This is a genomic window from Kribbella sp. NPDC051718, from assembly GCF_040681515.1.
Classification (GTDB): Bacteria; Actinomycetota; Actinomycetes; order Propionibacteriales; family Kribbellaceae; genus Kribbella.
Map to the genome: position 1 here is coordinate 1 of NZ_JBFAYZ010000020.1, position 17,328 is coordinate 17,328.

The following is a 17,328-nucleotide window of genomic DNA, read 5'->3' on the forward strand; positions in this document are numbered from 1 at the left end:
ATGGCGGCGGCTTCGACCGACAGGTGCATGGAGGCGGTGGCGGCTTCGCGGGCTCGCCAGGGGATGGCTTCGCGGGCCAGGACGCGGTCCCAGATGAGTGGCAACCGGTGGCGCAAGGCGAGGGCCTGGCCGATGTTCTTCGCGGCCGTCATGGTCGAGACGCCCATCACCGCACCGAACTCGGCGACGGCGAATTCGGCGACGCCTGGACAGCCGGGTCCGCCGGGGTGCAGGCCGCGTTCGCCGCCGGGGCAGGACTGGTCGGCCTGGATCATCGCCGGGTCCGGGTGCAGGTCTGCGAAATGTACAGCCAGCAGGAGGCGCTGGATGCCGGCTTCGTGTTCGTCGGCCTGAGCCCGTACGGAAGCGGCCAGCGTCTCCGCCGTGTCCCACGCGACCACATCACTCTCGAACATGTGTTCGACACTACGCTCTGTGATCAGGTGTTGCAAATCGAGGATGCTCAGCCGAGGGTGAGCGGGAACCTCGCGGCGAGTTCGCCCAGGTGCGCTTTCTCAGAGTCAGCCGGCTTACGGCGCCCGGTGCCGACCAGGAGCGCGTCGCTGTCAGAGAAGCTCGCAGGAAACGCCGCCCCCGCGATCTGCTCGAGCAGCTGCCGGCTCCGCGCAAGACCTTCGGCGGAAGGTCCCGGCACGTGCGGTAGGTGCGCGACCAGATCGAGGTGGTGCAGCGTCCACTCCAGCACGTACGCCGAGAGGTAGTCGCTCACCGTCAGCACCATCTCCTGCGTGCTGACCCGCATCCTCCGATCAGCCAACTCGGCCGCCCGCCCAGCCGCCGCACCCACATCATCGAGGTGAAACTTGAGCAACCCCGGATCCCCGTAGGCCGCCGCCAACCGAACAATCAACGCATCCAGCGGATCCTCGCCAGCCGGCGCCGTCTCAGCCACCGCCCAGTAACTCACCGAGTCATGCGTCGCCTCGGCCTCGCTGGGCGTCACCAACGTGATCAACACATCCTGCGCATCAATCACCAGATGACAAACCAAATCCCGCACCAACCACCCCGCACACCCCGACGCCTCGCCGAAGTCGGCATCACCTAGCCCAGCAACAGCCGCCCGCAACGCACCCCAAGACCGCAAGAAGAGCTCCACACCAAGCAAGCTAACGCGCCGCCGGGCCAAGACTTGTACAGCCAGCGCACTGCCCCGGGCTACCACTTACGCTCCAACGATTACGTGCGACCGATGTCAATCCTTCCAGGTCTCGGTCCAATCGTCGGAGTCGCAGGCCCGCAGTGGGACTGTGGCTTCCTCCCGAGACCTCAGTACTTCGGCATCGCGCAGTACTGAAAGGTCGTGGATCGGGACGACTCGCAGAGCGGTCTTCCGCCGATGGCAGGGCCGGCAGAGGAGTCGTAGGTTCGACAGCTCAGCTGATGACCCGTCCCGGTGGTCGATCTCGTCGGCCGGTTTCCCGCAATTCACACAGCGGCCGCCGTCTCGCTCCAAGATCGCCTCTCGCCGAGCCGGGGAGATGCGCCGCGCCGACTCGTCATAGCCGGCACCCAAGGCGTGGATCCGCTTGACCCACAGCGCGTGGCGGATATCGGGTGGCAGGTTGCCGCCGTACTCACGTCGCTTGGCACGGGCATAACGCACGTACTTCGCCTGGTCGTGGCATCGGACGCTGCAGTACGGCGATGTCCGGCAACGCGGCGGCCCGAATTGCGCCTCACAGTTGACGCAGGTCGCCTCGATGATCGGCGCGACGGATGGTCGAGCGGCTCGCGTCGGCAGCTGAGGCACGTCCTGCACCGTGATCGCGGACCAGTCGAAGCTCATGCGCTCAGTGTGGAACCTGGTGCCGACAGTTTCTGACTCGTCCTCCGCCGGGGTCAGGGGCGAGTACCCGACGAACGATCAGCCAACGCAAGGGTGGGCGGAGTCGTCGGGCGGAGAACGACGGAGAGGCGAGCGGAGCTCGACCGTGGGGGAGTATCTGTGAAGCTGGTCGACTAGAGTCGTGCTCGTCATCGACGGCTGTGCAGGAACCCGGTGGGAATCCGGGGCGGTCCCGCCACTGTGACCGGGGTGATCCCGGGAGTCAGGAACTGCTGCTGTCGTACCTGCCACCTGGGGCGTGGACACCCCGAGGAAGGACCGGCTGCGCGTGCCCGCGAACCTTTTGCTGCTCTCCACCGCCGATACCGACTTGCTGGCCGCTTCGCAGGCGCAAGCCGGCTGGAAGGTCGCCAACCCCGCGCGGGTCGAGCTCGATGACGTTCCCACCCTGCTTGACGGCGTCGAGGTCGTAGTGGTCCGCCTGCTGGGCGGTCGCCGCGCCTGGGAGGAGGGTCTCGACGCCGTCATCTCCTCGGGGATCCCCACCGTCGTGCTGAGCGGCGAGGCAGCCCCCGACGCCGAGCTGATGTCGATGTCGACCGTGCCCGCCGGCGCGGTCACCGAGGCGCTCGCGTACCTGCGTGAGGGCGGCTCCGAGAACCTCCAGAACCTGGCGGGATTCCTCCGCGACACCATCCTGCTCACCGGCGACGAATTCGACCCACCCGAAACCCTCCCGACGTACGGCATCCGCGCCGGCCGCACCTTCACCAAGGACGACCGCCCAGTGGTCGGCATCGTCTACTACCGCGCCCACGAAATCTCCGGCAACACGGCCTTCGTCGACGCTCTCGCGACAGCGATCGAGCAAGCAGGCGCCCAGCCCCTTCCCCTGTACTGCGGAACGCTGCGCGGCTTGGACCCAAGCCACGAAGACAACACCGACCTCTTCACGCTGCTCAAGCAGTGCGACGTCCTGGTCACCACCCTCCTGGCAGCAGGCGGCACGGTCGCCTCCAACGCAACAGCCGGTGGCGACGACTCCTGGGACGCCGGCGCCCTCGCGTCCCTCGACATCCCCCTCCTCCAAGGCCTCACCCTCACCTCGACCCGGGAGCAGTGGCTCGAGAGCGACGCCGCGATCAGCCCGCTCGACGCCGCCACCCAGGTCGCGATCCCCGAGTTCGACGGCCGCCTCATCACGATCCCGTTCTCCTTCAAGGCGTACGACGCCGAAGGCATCGCCAGCTACGCCCCCGACGAGGAGCGCTGCGCACGGCTCGCCGGCATCGCAGTAGCCCAGGCGAAGCTCCGCCACGTAGAGCCCAAGGACAAGAAGCTCGCCCTCGTCCTCTCCTCGTACCCGACCAAGCACGCCCGGATCGGCAACGCCGTCGGCCTCGACACCCCGGCCTCGGCCGTCGTCATCCTGGGCCGGCTCAAGGACGCCGGCTACGACCTCGGCCCCGACCTCAACCTCGACGAACTCCAGGGCGCGGACGGCGCCGACGGCCTGATCCACCGGCTGATCGCGGCCGGCGGTCACGACGTCGACTGGCTCACCGACGAGCAGTTGTCGAGCGCAGTCGCCAAGATCCCGCTCTCGACGTACCAGCACTGGTTCGGCAAAACCCCCGAAACGTTGCAACAAGCAATGATCGAGGCGTGGGGCGAGGCCCCCGGTTCCCTGTACGTCGACCAGTCCGGCCCCGAGCCCGCGATCGCCCTCGCCGCTCTCCAGTTCGGCAACGTCGTACTGATGATCCAGCCGCCCCGCGGCTTCGGCGAGAACCCGGTCGCGATCTACCACGACCCGGACATGGCCCCGTCGCACCACTACTTGGCGGCCTATCGCTGGCTCGAAGCGCCAACGGAAGAAGGCGGTTTCGGCGCCCACGCGGTCGTCCACCTCGGCAAGCACGGCACGCTGGAATGGCTGCCTGGCAAGGGCATCGGTATGGCCGCCGACTGCGCGCCCGACGCGGTACTGGGCAACCTCCCGCTCGTCTACCCGTTCATCGTCAACGACCCCGGCGAGGGCACGCAGGCCAAGCGCCGCGGGCACGCCGTGATCGTCGACCACCTGGTACCGCCGATGGCGCGCGCCGAGACGTACGGCGACATGGCCAAGCTGGAGTACCTGCTCGACGAGTACGCCACGGTCTCGGCGCTCGACCCCGACAAGGTCCCGACCCTGCGGGCGCAGATCTGGACGCTGATCCAGGCCGCCCAGCTGCACCACGATCTGCACACGTCCGAGAAACCGGAGGACGAGGAGTTCGACGAGTTCGTCCTGCACCTCGACGGCTACCTCTGCGAGATCAAGGACGTCCAGATCCGCGACGGGCTGCACATCCTCGGCGGCGGGCCGGACGGTGAAGCGCGGGTCAACCTCGTTCTCGCCGTACTGCGTGCGCAGCAGATGTGGGGCGGCGTCTCGGGCGCCGTACCCGGTCTGCGAGCCGCCCTCGGCCAGACCTTTGGCGTCGACGAAGCGGCGATGCTGGAGAACCCGGGCGTCGCCGTACCGGAGCTGGCGGACCTGGCGACGCTGGCTGATCTCCCTGCCGTGAGCGGGGCCGATGGCGTCGACCTGCTGGAGGCCGTCGCGCGCAAGCTGGTTGTCAGCATGGAGACGCTGGCGTGGGACGCGGCCAAGGTCCCGGTCGTCATCGAGGAGGTGCTCGGTCGCTCGAGTGCTCAGGTTGAGAAGTCGTTGCAGTTCGCCGCAGACGAGGTCGTACCGCGGCTGGCCCGCACCGGCGACGAGCTGACGAACGTACTGCGCGCGTTGGACGGCCGTTTCGTCGAAGCCGGGCCGTCGGGGTCGCCGACGCGCGGCCTGGTGAACGTCCTGCCGACCGGCCGGAACTTCTACGCCGTCGACCCCAAGGCGATCCCGAGCCGCAACGCCTGGGAGGTCGGTGTCGCGCTGGCCGACTCGCTGCTCGCCAGGCACAAGGCGGAGACGGGGGAGTGGCCGCGATCGGTCGGTCTGACCGTCTGGGGTACGTCCGCGATGCGCACCCAGGGCGACGACCTGGCCGAGGTGCTGTGGCTGCTCGGCTGCCGCCCGGTCTGGGATGAGGCGTCTCGCCGCGTCACCGGGTTCGAGGTCGTCTCGCTCGAGGAGCTGGGGCGTCCGCGCGTCGACGTGACGATCCGGATCTCGGGCTTCTTCCGGGACGCGTTCCCGCATGTCGTCTCGTTGCTCGACGAGGCCGTCCGCACTGTGGCCGCGCTCGATGAAGATGCCGAGAGCAACTATCTTCGGGCGCACGTCGACGCTGATGTTGCTGCAGGCAATGATCTGCGGTCGTCGACCGCGCGCGTCTTCGGGTCCAAGCCGGGCTCGTACGGCGCTGGATTGCTGCCGCTTGTCGATGCGCGCAACTGGCGTACCGATGCCGAGCTTGCCGAGGTCTATGCGGTCTGGGGCGGGTACGCGTACGGCAAGGATCTCGACGGTGCGGAGGCCCGGCCGTCGATGGAGCGGGCCTATGCGCGGATCCAGGTCGCGGCGAAGAACGCCGACACCCGCGAGCACGACATCATGGATTCGGACGACTACTTCCAGTACCACGGTGGCATGGTCGCGATGGTGCGCCACCTGACCGGTTCCAACCCGAAGGCGTACATCGGCGACTCCGCAGTACCGGCTCAGGTGAAGACCCGGACGCTGGAGGAGGAGACCAAGCGGGTCTTCCGGGCGCGGGTGGTGAACCCGCGCTGGATGGCGGCGATGCAGCGGCACGGGTACAAGGGCGCCTTCGAGATGGCGGCGACCGTGGACTACCTGTTCGGGTACGACGCCACGGCCGGCGTGGTGGACGACTGGATGTACGAGACGCTCACCACGGAGTACGTCGCGAACCCGGAGATCGCCGAGTTCTTCCGCAAGTCCAACCCCTGGGCGCGGCACGGGATCGCGGAGCGGCTGCTCGAGGCCGCCCAGCGCGGATTGTGGGCCGAGCCGAGCAAGGAAGCACTGGAAACCCTGCGCACTGCCGTTCTTGAGACCGAAGGTGACATCGAGGACCGTGCCTGATTGGGTGGTCGCATGGCGCCCGAACAGCTGAGAGTCCTGGTCACCAACGATGACGGCTATGAGTCCCTGGGCATCCAGGCGCTCGCTGCGGCCATGGAAGGCCTAGGCCATGCGGTCCAGGTGGTGGCGCCGTGGGACGACCAGAGCGGGGTCGGGAGTTCGCGAGCCGGGATGATCGGCAAGGCGATCTCGTCGAAGGTCGGTGAGAACGGCTTCATCGGGATCGACGGGACGCCGGCGCTGGCCGTGACGCTGGCCCGGCTCGGCGCGTTCGGGCCGTCGCCGGACGTGGTCGTGTCCGGGATCAACAACGGGCACAACATCGGCCCGATCCTGCACTCCGGTACGGTCGCCGCCGCGCTGACCGCGTCCAGCCAAGGGCTGTCCGGGCTCGCGATCAGCATCGACTCCGAGCAGCCGTCGTACGTCGAAACGGCAGCGGCCGTGGCTGCGGAAGCGCTCTCCTGGCTGCTCGAGCAGCCGCAGGGCACGGTCATCAACGTCAACGTCCCCGACGTACCGCTGGCCGAACTGAAAGGCGCCCGGTGGGCCCGCCTGGTCCCCTACGAGCGCTCTCGGCTGGTACTCGAGAAGGCTCCGACGGGTGAGCCGATCGTCGGTCTGGTGTTGCGCGAGCCCCCGACGGAGACCGACACCGACGAGGCGCTGCTGCTCGCCGGCTACATCACCGTCACGCCGATCACCGGCGTCGGCGAACTCCCCGGCGACTCCGCCGCTACTCACCTGACGGCGGCCTTCTCGCAGTAGCGTTCCGGCCGGTGTGGAATGATCGCCGGGACGGTTGTGGAGGAACACCGGTGACGGCCCCGCGGGGCTGAATTCCGGGGCGGTCCCGCCACTGTGACCGGGCTCATGCCCGGAAGCCAGAACATCTGCCACCGTCCGTCAGGGAGCGCTCTCCGCGCCCCTGGCGTGCCAAGTGCCGAGGCGGGCGTGGACACCCGCAGGACGAAGGGAAGCACCGCCGATGGGGTCAGCCCCGAACCACCAGCCGATTCCGACCGGTTTCCCGTTCACGGCGGTGGTCGGGATGGAAGACCTCCAGCTCGCGCTGATCCTGGCGGCAGTCTCGCCGGCGATCGGCGGCGTACTGATCCGCGGCGAAAAGGGCACGGCGAAATCCACCGCCGTCCGCGCCCTCACCGAGATCCTCCCCGCTGTAGACGTGATCGAGGGTTGCCGTTTCTCCTGCGACCCCACCAACCTCGACCCCACCTGCCCCGACGCCCCCCACACGACCGCCCCCGGCCCCGATACCTCCGCTGCGGGTGCTTTTCCCGCGGCGATCTCGCGCCCCGCGCGCCTCGTCGAGCTGCCCGTGGGTGCTACCGAGGATCGGGTGCTTGGGTCGTTGCATCTGGAGCGAGCGCTCTCTGAGGGTGTGACGGTCTACGAGCCCGGTCTGTTGGCGGCGGCTCATCGCGGGTTGTTGTACGTCGACGAGGTCAACCTGCTCCACGACCACCTGGTCGACGTCCTGCTCGACGCCGCCGCGATGGGACGGGCGACGGTCGAGCGGGACGGCGTCTCGATCACCCACCCGGCGCGGTTCGTGCTGGTCGGCACGATGAACCCCGAGGAGGGCGAGCTCCGCCCGCAACTCCTCGACCGCTTCGGCCTGACGGTCGACGTCGTCGCCAGCCGCGATCCCGCAGTACGGGTCGAGGTGATGCGGGCGCGACTCGCGTACGAGGCCGACCCGACCGTCTTCATCAGCCGGTACGCCGGCGCGCAAGCCGAACTCTCCGAGCGCATAGTCAAAGCCCAGTCCCGCCTGGCCGACGTCATCCTCACCGACGCCGCCCTGCGCCAGATCGCCGAGATCTGCGCCTCCTTCGACGTCGACGGCATGCGCGCCGACCTCGTCACCGCCCGCACCGCGGTAGCCCACGCCGCCTGGTCCGGCCGAACTGTCGTCGAGGTCGAAGACGTCCGAGCCGCCGCCAAGCTGGCCCTCCCACACCGCAAACGCCGCAACCCCTTCGACGCGCCCGGCCTCGACGACGACCAACTAGAACAAGCCATCCAAAACAGCACCCCCCCAAACCACACCCCCGACGACGACCCAGACGACACCCCCGACGGCGGTCCCGACGGAGGCCCGGGCAGCGGCGGCCCCGACGGCACCCCGCCAACCGAAACCGACCACGCGCCGAACACCGACGCCGAACTCGACCGCCCCGACGCGCCCCAGCCGCCGACCGACGCAGCTGACCCAGACAAGGCCGACAACCCAGGAAGCGCTCTCCTCGGCCCAGCGCCCACCGGCCAAGTCGCCGCCAGCGCCGAGCCATACAAGGCCCGCCTCCTGAGCGTCCAATCAGCAGGCGCAGGCGTAGCCGGCCGCCGCTCGAGAGCACTCACCGAGGTTGGCCGAGTAGTCGGCGCCCGCCCCCGAGTCGGCCGTGAATCCGGCCGCCCCCACCTCCTCGCCACCCTCCGCGCCGCCGCCCCACACCAACACGCCCGCGGCCGCACGACCCCCACCCGCCCCGCCCCCGGCAGCTCCGGGCTTGCCGTGTGGGCCTCGGATGTTCGGCTTGCCGTGCGGGAAGGGCGTGAAGGCAATCTTGTGTTGTTCTGTGTTGATGCGTCTGGGTCGATGGGGACGAAGAAGCGGATGACCGAGGTGAAGACCGCGATCGTTTCTCTGCTGCTCGACGCCTATCAGCGGCGCGACACCGTCGGTCTGGTCACCTTCGCCGGGGCGGAGGCGACCGTGGCCCTTCCGCCGACGGGCAGTGTCGAGACCGCGGTGCGGCGGCTCGAATCACTCCCCACCGGCGGCCGGACCCCGCTGGCCGAAGGACTGCTGAAGGCTTCGGACGTACTGCGGATCGCCGCGATCCGCGACCCCCGCAGGCGCCCCCTCCTGGTGCTCGTCACCGACGGCCGCGCGACCGCCGGCGACAAGGCGTTCGCCAAGGCCAAGCAGGCTGCGGGCTGGCTGGCGCAGCAAGGAATCGCCTCGGTTGTCGTCGACTGTGAGCCGCGTCGCGGAGTACGGCTGGGGCTGGCCGCCGAGCTGGCCGCCGATCTCGGCGCGGAGTACCTGGATCTGGGAGAAGTTGCCGCGGGCAATCTTGTTCGCGCGGTCACCGATCGGAGCGCCGCCTGATGCCGCAGGGACAGCCGAACGTCGTACCGCAGGACGGCCTGACCACCCGCCAGCGCCGGAACCGGCCGCTGCTGATGGTGCACACCGGTGAGATGAAGGGCAAGTCGACCGCCGCGTTCGGGATGGCTCTGCGCGGCTGGAACCAGGGCTGGAACATCGGCGTCTTCCAGTTCGTCAAGAGCGCGAAGTGGAAGGTCGGCGAAGAGAGCGCGTTCCGCGCCCTCGGAAAGTTGCATGAGGCAACGGGTGAGGGCGGCCCGGTCGAGTGGCACAAGATGGGCGAGGGCTGGAGCTGGTCCCGCAAAGCCGGTACCGAGGAAGACCACGCCGCCGACGCCCTGGATGGCTGGCGCGAGATCCAGCGCCGCCTCGCCGCTGAGACCCACGATCTCTACGTCCTCGACGAATTCACCTACCCGATGAAGTGGGGCTGGATCGACGTCGACGAGGTAGTGGAGACCCTGACCAACCGCCCCGGCCACCAGTACGTGGTGATCACCGGCCGCGACGCCCACCAGAACCTCCTCGACGCCGCCGACCTCGTCACCGAGATGACCAAGGTGAAGCACCCGATGGACGCCGGCCAGAAGGGCCAGAAAGGCATCGAGTGGTAATTCCGCGGGTGGTGATAGCGGCGCCGTCCTCGAGTGCTGGGAAGACGACGGTCGCTGTGGGGTTGATGGCTGCGTTGCGGCGGGCCGGGCATACCGTGGCCGGGTTCAAGGTCGGGCCGGATTACGTCGATCCGGGGTTTCATGCGGTCGCGACCGGGCGGCCGGGGCGGAATCTGGATCCGATGTTGTCGGGGGAGGAGCGGGTCGCGCCGCTCTTCAAGCACGGCGCCGACGGTGCGGACATCGCCGTGATCGAAGGTGTGATGGGCCTGTACGACGGTGCGCTCGGCACCGAGGGGTACTCGTCGACCGCGCATGTGTCGAAGCTGCTGCAGGCGCCTGTCGTGCTCGTGGTGGATGCATCGGCGGCAGGACGCAGCGTGGGGGCGGTCGTTCAAGGGTTCGTCGCCTACGACGCCGGCGTGCGCATCGTCGGGGTGATTCTCAACAAGGTCGGCTCTGACCGGCATGAGGCCGAAGTACGAGCAGGCGTCGCGCCAACCGGCGTACCGGTTCTCGGGGTACTGCGTCGCGATACGCGCCTGACCGTCCCCAGCCGGCATCTCGGGCTCATCCCCGCCGACGAGCAACGCGAGCAAGCCGCCGCAGCCGTTGACGCGGCCGCCGAATTGGTGAAGCACGGCGTCGATCTCGGAGCCTTTGTCGCGGCCGCCCGAGCAGCTGCTCCCCTCGAGGTGACCGCGTGGGATCCCGCAGCCGAGGTGACCCCGGCCGAAGAAGGCCGCCCGGTGATCGCGATGGCCGGCGGCCAGGTCTTCTCTTTCCGCTACACCGAGACCGCTGAACTCCTGACCGCGGCCGGCGCCGACGTCGTCACCTTCGACCCGCTCCACGAATCGTTGCCGGAAGCAACTTCAGCGCTCTACCTCGGCGGCGGCTTCCCCGAGCTGCACGCGGAAGCGCTCTCCGACAACCTCGTCCTCCGCGACCAGGTCGCCGCAGAGATTGCCGCCGGGCTGCCGGTGGTCGCCGAGTGCGCCGGTCTCCTGTACCTGTGCCGAGAACTCGACGGCCACCAACTCACGGGCGTCCTCCCCGCCAAAGGCCAGATGACGAGCCGCCTCACTCTCGGCTACCGCACGGCGATCGCTGCCTCGACGACAGCGATCTTCGACGAGGGCCGTCGTGTCCATGGACACGAGTTCCACCGCACTACCGTCGAGTTCGACGAGGACGTCCCGGCGGCCTGGTACCTCCCGGGCGGCCAGCAGGAAGGGTTCGCCCGAGCCCAGATCCACGCCTCCTACCTGCACCTGCACTGGACGGCGACCCCCGACGTCCCAGCCCGGTTCGTAGCGGCCGCCCGAGTCCACGCAGGGCTGGAGAAGTGACCCTCGTCCTGGGCATCGGCCTACGCTCCGGTACGTCGTACCGCGAGCTCCGAGACCTCGTCGACTCAGCACTGGCCGCCCTAGCTCCCGCAACCGTCAGCCAGGTAGTCACTGTCGACGGCAAGGAGACAGAGCCCGGCCTGCAGCGCCTGGTGGCATCGCTGGGAGCCACGCTGTTCACCGCAACCAAGCTGAAGCTCTCCCAACAACCAGTACCGACTCCAAGCGAGCAAGTAGCCCGCCTAGCTGGCACCGCGAGTGTCGCCGAGGCAGCTGTACTCATCAGCGGAGCCGAGCTCGTGCTAGCGAAGCACGCCTCGGCGCGAGCGACCGTGGCCATCGGCCGACTGCCAGAGGCGACGGGCGGCGCGCCCGGCGCAGCCGATGAGGTGGCGCCTGCAGCGGGGGCTGAGGTGCCGGTGTCGGGGGTACCGCCTGCGGCGGGGTATGCGGTGGGGGAGCGGGATGTGGTGCATCGGGTTTTGGCGGAGCGGCGGGATGTGCGGCGGGGGTTTCTTGACCGGCCTATTGCTGATGAAGTGTTGACCAGGGTGCTGGAGTCGGCGCATCGGGCGCCTAGTGTTGGCTTGAGTCAGCCCTGGGACTTCCTGCTGATCAGGGACATCGGTACCCGGCGGAAGATCCATGACCTTGCCTGCGCGCAGCGAGACGCGTTCGCGGCTTCGTTGCCTGCTGATCGACGCAGCTCCTTCGACGGGTTGAAGATCGAGGCGATCCTGGACACTCCGCTGAACATCGCGGTCACCTGCGATCCAGGGCGGGGCGGGCGGCACGTACTAGGTCGGCATGCGGATCCACGGACCACCTGGTTCTCCGCTGCCATCGCGATCCAGAACCTGTGGCTCGCTGCGCGCGCGGAGGGGCTCGGCGTCGGCTGGGTATCGTTCTTCGAGCCGGGTGAGGTGGCGGCGGTGCTCGACCTGCCTTCACACGTGGAGCTGGTTGGGTACCTCTGCGTCGGACATGTGGAGGAGTTCGCGGCAGCTCCGGAGTTGGTGCGTAGCGGCTGGGCTGCTCGGCGGCCGCTGTCATGGGCTGTGCACCAAGAGTCATGGGGACAGCGGGGCCTGCCGGGTGTGGAGCCCAGTGCGGTGATCGCTGGCGATGCAGCGGCGGCGACAGGCGTAGTACGGGCTGTCGGTGCGCAGGTGGTCCGCCTGATTGTGGCTGATGTCGCGGCTGCTGAGCATCTGGAGCAGGCGGACGCGCTCGTAGTACAGGTTGGTACTGCGAAGCCTGCGGCCGACTACGGAGTGCTGTGGCGTCCTGCGCGGACAGTGGACGAGGCTGTCGAGTTGGGCGTCGAGGTAGCGCGGGATCTCGTGCTGCAAGGGGTTGGGACGCTCCAGGTCGAGCAGCTGTCGGACTCAGCGGAGGCGGCCGGGCTGGTGCGCGGTGTGCGACTAGGGGCGCTGGCCTGTGGAGTGGTCATCGATGAGCCTGCCGAGGTGAAAGACTCCTCCGCATGACCGTCCCACCTCAAGGCCCTGCGCCTATGTACGTTCCCGCCTTCTCGATGAAGCAGCGGATCACCCTGATGGCGAACAGGTACGAACTGCTCACCACCAACCCCGACGGCACCGACGGGCCGCTGCTGGCGTTCGCGCAGCAGAAGCGGATGGCGTTCAAGGAGCAGGTGACCTTCTACGCCGACGACACGAAAGCTCAGGCGGTCTTCTCCTTCAAGGCCCGCAAGCGCATCGACCTCGGCTCCGGGTACGACGTGTTCGACGCGGCCGGCCAGCCGATCGGCTGGTTCAAGAAGGAGTTCGGCAAGAGCCTGCTGCGATCGAGCTGGCAGCTGACCTGCCCGGGGCTGGAGTCCGACGGCACCGAGCGCAACCCGACGATCGCGATCGTCCGGCGGATCTGGGAGTTCGTGCCGTTCGTCGGTGAGATCCCGCTGCCGTTCATCTTCCACTTCGACTTCAAGGACCGGGCCAGCGGCGAGCCGGTGCTGTCGGTCGAGCGCAAGATCTCGGTCCGCGATCGGTACCGGGTGACCGTGCAGGACTCCCGGCTCGACTTCCGGGTGGCCGCCGCGATGACGGTCGCGCTGGACGCGCTGCAGAGCCGCTGATCGGTACTACGCCTGCAGTACGTTCCGCGTCCGGAAGTAGTGCAGGCGTAGCCGGCCGCTCACTCTTTTGGGTGAACGGACCCTGAGCGGCTTGGTTCGGCGGGTGCGCGGTGCGAGTCTTGTAGACATGGGTGCAGCGAAGCGCAGTCGACGGTGGTTGGTGCCGGTCACGGCAGTCGCAGTGGTCGCAGGGGTGGGGGCGTTCGGGCCGATGGTCGCGGACGCGTCTCCAGACCTGCCGGGGATCACCGCGCAGGAGTTGCTCGCCCGGGTGCAAACGGCCAAGGTCGACGGTCTGTCGGGCACAGTGAAGTCGTCGACCGACCTCGGTCTGCCGACGCTGCCCGGGATGGACGGCCAAGCCACTCAGTTCCTCGACCTGCTGACCGGTGACCACACCGCGCGGGTCGCGTTCGCCGGGCCGGACAAGGCGCGGGTCTCGGTGCTCGACGACATGGCCGAGCGGGTGCTGACCACGGACGGCAAGACCGCCTGGGCCTACGACTCCGCGAAGCGCGAGGCGACCAAGATCGCAGTGCCCGCGCACCCCGCCAAGCCGGAGGTGGCGCCGGAGAAGCAGGCGTACGACCCGCAGGCCGTCGCGCAGAAGTTCCTGGCCGCGATCGACCCGACCACCAAGGTCGAGGTCAGCGGCACCGAGAAGGTGGCCGGCCGCGATGCGTACAAGCTGCGTCTGGTGCCGAAGACCGACCAGACGACGGTCGGCTCGGTGACGTTGGCAGTCGACTCGAAGACTTGGGTACCGCTGCAGGTGACCGTGATGCCGCGGACCGGCAAGGACCCGGCCGTGCAGCTCGGCTTCTCGGCCGTGTCGTTCGACGTGCCGGCGGCCAGCACGTTCGCGTTCACGCCGCCGAAGGGTGTGAAGGTGACGGAGCAGAAGGTCCCGTCGAAGGCACCGGGTAAGAAGACGCCGCCGATCCTGCCGAAGCCTGGCGCTCCGAAGCCCGCGCAGCCGTCGGTGCCGTCCGCGGACCGGCCGACCGTGATCGGCGAAGGCTGGAACGCCGTCGTCGAGCTCCGCGGCAAGGCCCAGACCGGCAACCCGGCGCTCGACCAACTGCTCGCCAAGGCACCGACCGTGCAGGGCACGTGGGGCAGCGGCAAGATCCTCTCAACCAAGATGGTCAACGCCCTGATCACCACCGACGGCCGCATCTTCACCGGCCTGGTAACGCCAGAAGCCCTGCAATCCGCCGCCGCCAAGGCACCCCGCTGACCAACCAGGCGACCCCGGTGCCAGACGTGACCCCAACCCGCGGCGAGCCGATTGTTACGCGGGGGCTTACCAAGCGGTTTCGGGGTGGGCAGGTTGCGGTGGATGCGATCGATCTGGTGGTGCCGGCGGGAAGTGTGTTCGGGTTTCTCGGGCCGAACGGGTCGGGCAAGACGACGACCATCCGGATGCTGCTCGGGTTGATCGCGCCGACTTCTGGGTCGGTGGAGTTGCTTGGTGAGCCGATGCCGAAGGCGCAGCTCTCCGTATTGCCGCGGGTAGGAGCGCTGGTTGAGGGGCCGGCCTTCTACCCGTTCTGGACCGGGCTGGCGAACCTTCTCCGGTTCGACGCCGCCGACCGCACCGCCGACCCACGGACGCGCAAGCTACGCGCGGGGCAGGCATTGGAGCGCGTCGGCTTGTCGAACGCAGCCGGTAAGAAGGTTCGCGCCTATTCACTCGGGATGCGCCAGCGTCTCGCGATCGCCGTCGCACTGATGCAGCGGCGCGACCTCCTCGTGCTGGACGAGCCGACCAACGGCCTCGATCCGCAGGGCACGCGCGAGGTCCGCACGCTGATCCGTGAGTTGGCCGATGACGGTACGACGATCTTCACCTCGACCCACCTGTTGGCCGAGGTCGAGCAGGTCTGCACGCATGCAGCGGTGATGAGCCGCGGCCGGATCGTTCGGCAGTCGACGATGGCGGAGCTTCGGTCGGAGTTGCGTCCGCGGCTGGTTGTCCGGACGCCAGACCTCGAACAAGCCATGAAGACCTTGGCCAGCCTCGGGGTCACCGACGTACGGCGTCTGGAAGAGACCATCGACGGCGATGCCGGTGAGCTTCCGATCGACAAGCTTGCCGCTGCGCTGGTCGCCGCGGATGTGCGGATTCACGGTTTCGGGCTCGAGCATCCCAGTCTCGAGGACGCCTTCGTCGCGTTGACCGGGGAGGGTTTCGATGTCGCTGAGTGAGACCGCGGATCGCCGCGACCTGGGCAAGGTGTCAGGTCAGGATGTGCGACGGCCTGGGGCTGGGCGGTACACGGTCGCTCTCTTCGCTTCGGAGCTGCACCTGGTCTTCGGGCGGGCCCGGACTTGGGTGACGCTCGCGGTGCTGGCCGGCGTACCGGTGCTGGTCGGGGTTGCGATCAAGTTGTCCGGAGCCGACGGCGGCGAAGGGTTCCTCGGTCAGGTCGCGGGTAACGGGTTCTTCCTGGTGGTCGCGAGTCTTGGGTTGTCACTGCCGTTCTTCCTGCCCACCGCGGTGACTGTGGTGGCGGGGGAGTCGCTGGCGGGTGAGGCGAGCCTCGGCACGCTGCGCAACATGTTGACGGCGCCGGCCGGGCGGTCGCGGTTGCTCGCGGCGAAGCTGGTCGCGCTGGTGGTGTTCTGCCTGGCCGCGACGATGACGATCTTCTTGTCCGGACTGATCGCGGGTGTGGTGCTGTTCCCGATCGGGGATGTCGTTCTGCTGTCGGGGACGACGGTGTCTCTTGCCGACGGACTGCTGCGGGCGTTCGGGATCGCGATCCTGGTCGCGCTGTCGCTGCTCGGACTGGCCGGCGTAGGGCTGTTCGTGTCGTCTCTGACCTCGACGCCACTGGCGGCGATGGCAGCGACGTTCGGCGCGTTCATCGTGTTCGGCATCCTTGGCGCGATCCCGCAGATCTCAGAAATCCACCCCTGGCTGCTGATGTACGGCTGGCCGTCGTTCGCCGACCTACTCCGAGATCCACCGTACTGGGACGCAATCCTCCGCAACCTTCTCCTGCAAGCCGCCTACCTGTTCGTCTTCTACACAGCAGCCTGGGCCCGCCTGACCACCCGCGACATCAACAGCTAGATAATCGCCCGTATGTCTGTCACCGGCCCGCCTGCTGGTCAGGTTGCCAAGCGAGTGGCCTGGGCTGCTCTCGCGACGTTCTTACTGGCCTTCCTCGTATTAGAGGTGATCAACCACGGCTTCCCGGCGCTGGCCGCCGCCGTTCTGTTCCTGATCGTCCCGGACCTCCCGGTGCTGATCGGCGCCAGTACAGCCGCTCACGGCAAACTCGCACCCAAGGCCGTGCCGTACTACAACCTCGCCCACCGCCCGTGGATCCCCCTAGCGGTCCTACTCACCTACAGCGTCGGCGTACTGGGCGACTGGGTACCACTGTTCACTGCAGCACTCGGCTGGCTAACCCACATCGCCCTGGACCGCACCTTCGCCTACGGACTACGCAGCCCCGATGGCAGCAGACGTCTGCAAGCGGGCTAACGGCTTGCGGGTGTGGGGTGCTGGCTGGTCAACCAGGTGGAGGCCTGGGCGGCGATGAGGTGCGCTAGGTCGGTGGGGGCGTCCTGAGCGATCAGGTGTCCGGCGGTGGGTACGCGGGTGACTTTGAGTGTGGGGATGACGGCGCGGAACTGGTTTACCTCGGCGTCGGTGAGCGGGGAGGTTGGTCCGCCTCGGATGAGGAGGACGGGGAGGGTGAGCTCTGCGGCTGTTGCCAGGAGTTCGGGGGTGTGGTTGAAGATGTCTTCGACCAGGGGGTCGTGGGTCCGGAGGTCGCGGTCGGCCAGCCAGGCGCGGACGCGGGCTGGGTCGGGGTTGGGGACTACGTCGACGAGGATCAGGCCGGCGACGGCTTGAGCCGTGGGCAGCGCGGCGAGGGATGCGATGGCAGCCAGTCCGCCGAGTGAGGCTCCGACGATGACGATCGGGGGCGGCTCGCTGTGGATCATCGCGGTCACGTCCGCCGCGATCGGCGCGAGTTTCGTCGCTTCTCCCGCGCTGTCGCCGTGACCTCGGAGGTCGTAGGCCACGGTTCGTAGCGCGCACTGCTTCAGGAGTGCGGCGATCGGCGTCCAGACAGTGCGGGTTTCGCCGCCGGCGTGGAGTAGAACGACGGTTGGGCCGGTGCCGGTTGCGGTGCCTCGTAGGTCGGCGTCGGGGCGGGTCAAGGTGAGTTCGGTCATCGGCAGTCTCCTTACCTTGGTGCATCAAGGTAAGACGATCGCCTTGAGAGGTCAAGGTAGTAGA

14 protein-coding genes, 1 pseudogene and 2 riboswitches are annotated in these 17,328 nt (G+C 68.3%); of the genes and pseudogenes, 11 read left to right on the forward strand and 4 right to left on the reverse strand.

Features of this window, described 5'->3' with window-relative positions; genetic code table 11:
* From AB0M15_RS40700 to AB0M15_RS40710, 3 genes and pseudogenes are all read right to left on the reverse strand, one after another.
* Nucleotides 1-416: pseudogene (locus AB0M15_RS40700) on the reverse strand (hypothetical protein); the annotation flags it as partial.
* Nucleotides 417-463: 47 nt separating this feature from the next.
* A complete protein-coding gene (locus tag AB0M15_RS40705; protein ID WP_363832347.1) occupies nt 464-1,120 on the reverse strand; it encodes a maleylpyruvate isomerase N-terminal domain-containing protein in 657 nt (218 codons plus the stop codon).
* A 96-nt stretch (nt 1,121-1,216) separates the two neighbouring features.
* Entirely contained in the window at nt 1,217-1,810 is a 594-nt protein-coding gene (locus AB0M15_RS40710; protein ID WP_363832350.1) for an HNH endonuclease, read from the reverse strand.
* Between the two features lie 162 nt (nt 1,811-1,972).
* A riboswitch (cobalamin riboswitch) is annotated at nt 1,973-2,102 on the forward strand.
* A 36-nt stretch (nt 2,103-2,138) separates the two neighbouring features.
* Here AB0M15_RS40710 and cobN point away from each other — a divergent pair.
* The 11 genes from cobN (at nt 2,139) to AB0M15_RS40765 (ending at nt 16,563) form a co-directional block, all read left to right on the forward strand.
* Nucleotides 2,139-5,858, forward strand: a complete 3,720-nt coding sequence (gene cobN / locus AB0M15_RS40715) for a cobaltochelatase subunit CobN (RefSeq protein WP_363832354.1) — start codon at nt 2,139-2,141, stop codon at nt 5,856-5,858.
* Nucleotides 5,859-5,870: 12 nt separating this feature from the next.
* Entirely contained in the window at nt 5,871-6,626 is a 756-nt protein-coding gene (locus tag AB0M15_RS40720; RefSeq protein WP_363832357.1) for a 5'/3'-nucleotidase SurE, read from the forward strand.
* A 14-nt stretch (nt 6,627-6,640) separates the two neighbouring features.
* A riboswitch (cobalamin riboswitch) is annotated at nt 6,641-6,774 on the forward strand.
* A gap of 72 nt (nt 6,775-6,846) precedes the next feature.
* Nucleotides 6,847-8,997, forward strand: a complete 2,151-nt coding sequence (locus AB0M15_RS40725; protein WP_363832360.1) for a magnesium chelatase subunit D family protein — start codon at nt 6,847-6,849, stop codon at nt 8,995-8,997.
* The gene (gene cobO / locus AB0M15_RS40730; RefSeq protein ID WP_363832363.1) at nt 8,997-9,611 is read left to right on the forward strand and encodes a cob(I)yrinic acid a,c-diamide adenosyltransferase; all 615 of its coding nucleotides are present in this window, start codon (nt 8,997-8,999) and stop codon (nt 9,609-9,611) included. Before AB0M15_RS40725 ends, cobO begins: the two co-directional genes overlap by 1 nt.
* An 8-nt stretch (nt 9,612-9,619) precedes the next feature.
* A complete protein-coding gene (locus AB0M15_RS40735; RefSeq protein WP_363832367.1) occupies nt 9,620-10,963 on the forward strand; it encodes a cobyrinate a,c-diamide synthase in 1,344 nt (447 codons plus the stop codon).
* Nucleotides 10,960-12,453, forward strand: coding sequence for a 5,6-dimethylbenzimidazole synthase (bluB, locus tag AB0M15_RS40740; protein ID WP_363832370.1), 1,494 nt, complete (start codon nt 10,960-10,962; stop codon nt 12,451-12,453). Before AB0M15_RS40735 ends, bluB begins: the two co-directional genes overlap by 4 nt.
* On the forward strand, nt 12,450-13,064 hold the full coding sequence (locus tag AB0M15_RS40745) for a hypothetical protein (RefSeq protein ID WP_363832374.1): 615 nt from the start codon (nt 12,450-12,452) through the stop codon (nt 13,062-13,064). Before bluB ends, AB0M15_RS40745 begins: the two co-directional genes overlap by 4 nt.
* Nucleotides 13,065-13,191: 127 nt before the next feature.
* The gene (locus tag AB0M15_RS40750) at nt 13,192-14,304 is read left to right on the forward strand and encodes a hypothetical protein (protein WP_363832376.1); all 1,113 of its coding nucleotides are present in this window, start codon (nt 13,192-13,194) and stop codon (nt 14,302-14,304) included.
* Nucleotides 14,305-14,402: 98 nt separating this feature from the next.
* On the forward strand, nt 14,403-15,275 hold the full coding sequence (locus tag AB0M15_RS40755; RefSeq protein WP_363832379.1) for an ABC transporter ATP-binding protein: 873 nt from the start codon (nt 14,403-14,405) through the stop codon (nt 15,273-15,275).
* Nucleotides 15,262-16,146: an ABC transporter permease gene (locus tag AB0M15_RS40760; RefSeq protein ID WP_363832383.1), complete on the forward strand. Its 885-nt coding sequence runs from the start codon at nt 15,262-15,264 to the stop codon at nt 16,144-16,146. Before AB0M15_RS40755 ends, AB0M15_RS40760 begins: the two co-directional genes overlap by 14 nt.
* Nucleotides 16,147-16,158: 12 nt before the next feature.
* The gene (locus AB0M15_RS40765; protein WP_363832386.1) at nt 16,159-16,563 is read left to right on the forward strand and encodes a DUF4260 family protein; all 405 of its coding nucleotides are present in this window, start codon (nt 16,159-16,161) and stop codon (nt 16,561-16,563) included.
* On the opposite strand, the gene AB0M15_RS40770 is transcribed toward AB0M15_RS40765, so the two are convergent.
* On the reverse strand, nt 16,560-17,264 hold the full coding sequence (locus AB0M15_RS40770; protein ID WP_363832391.1) for an alpha/beta hydrolase: 705 nt from the start codon (nt 17,262-17,264) through the stop codon (nt 16,560-16,562). The two genes, AB0M15_RS40765 and AB0M15_RS40770, sit on opposite strands and share 4 nt — an antisense overlap.
* Between the last annotated feature and the right edge of the window lie 64 nt (nt 17,265-17,328).

Bases quoted from the DNA above. Each gene is read 5' to 3' on its own strand.
- AB0M15_RS40710 (WP_363832350.1), bottom strand. From the start codon at position 1,810: ATGAGCTTCGACTGGTCCGCGATCACGGTGCAGGACGTGCCTCAGCTG.
- AB0M15_RS40720 (WP_363832357.1), top strand. From the start codon at position 5,871: ATGGCGCCCGAACAGCTGAGAGTCCTGGTCACCAACGATGACGGCTAT.
- AB0M15_RS40725 (WP_363832360.1), top strand. From the start codon at position 6,847: ATGGGGTCAGCCCCGAACCACCAGCCGATTCCGACCGGTTTCCCGTTC.
- cobO (WP_363832363.1), top strand. From the start codon at position 8,997: ATGCCGCAGGGACAGCCGAACGTCGTACCGCAGGACGGCCTGACCACC.
- AB0M15_RS40745 (WP_363832374.1), top strand. From the start codon at position 12,450: ATGACCGTCCCACCTCAAGGCCCTGCGCCTATGTACGTTCCCGCCTTC.
- AB0M15_RS40750 (WP_363832376.1), top strand. From the start codon at position 13,192: ATGGGTGCAGCGAAGCGCAGTCGACGGTGGTTGGTGCCGGTCACGGCA.
- AB0M15_RS40760 (WP_363832383.1), top strand. From the start codon at position 15,262: ATGTCGCTGAGTGAGACCGCGGATCGCCGCGACCTGGGCAAGGTGTCA.
- AB0M15_RS40765 (WP_363832386.1), top strand. From the start codon at position 16,159: ATGTCTGTCACCGGCCCGCCTGCTGGTCAGGTTGCCAAGCGAGTGGCC.
- AB0M15_RS40770 (WP_363832391.1), bottom strand. From the start codon at position 17,264: ATGACCGAACTCACCTTGACCCGCCCCGACGCCGACCTACGAGGCACC.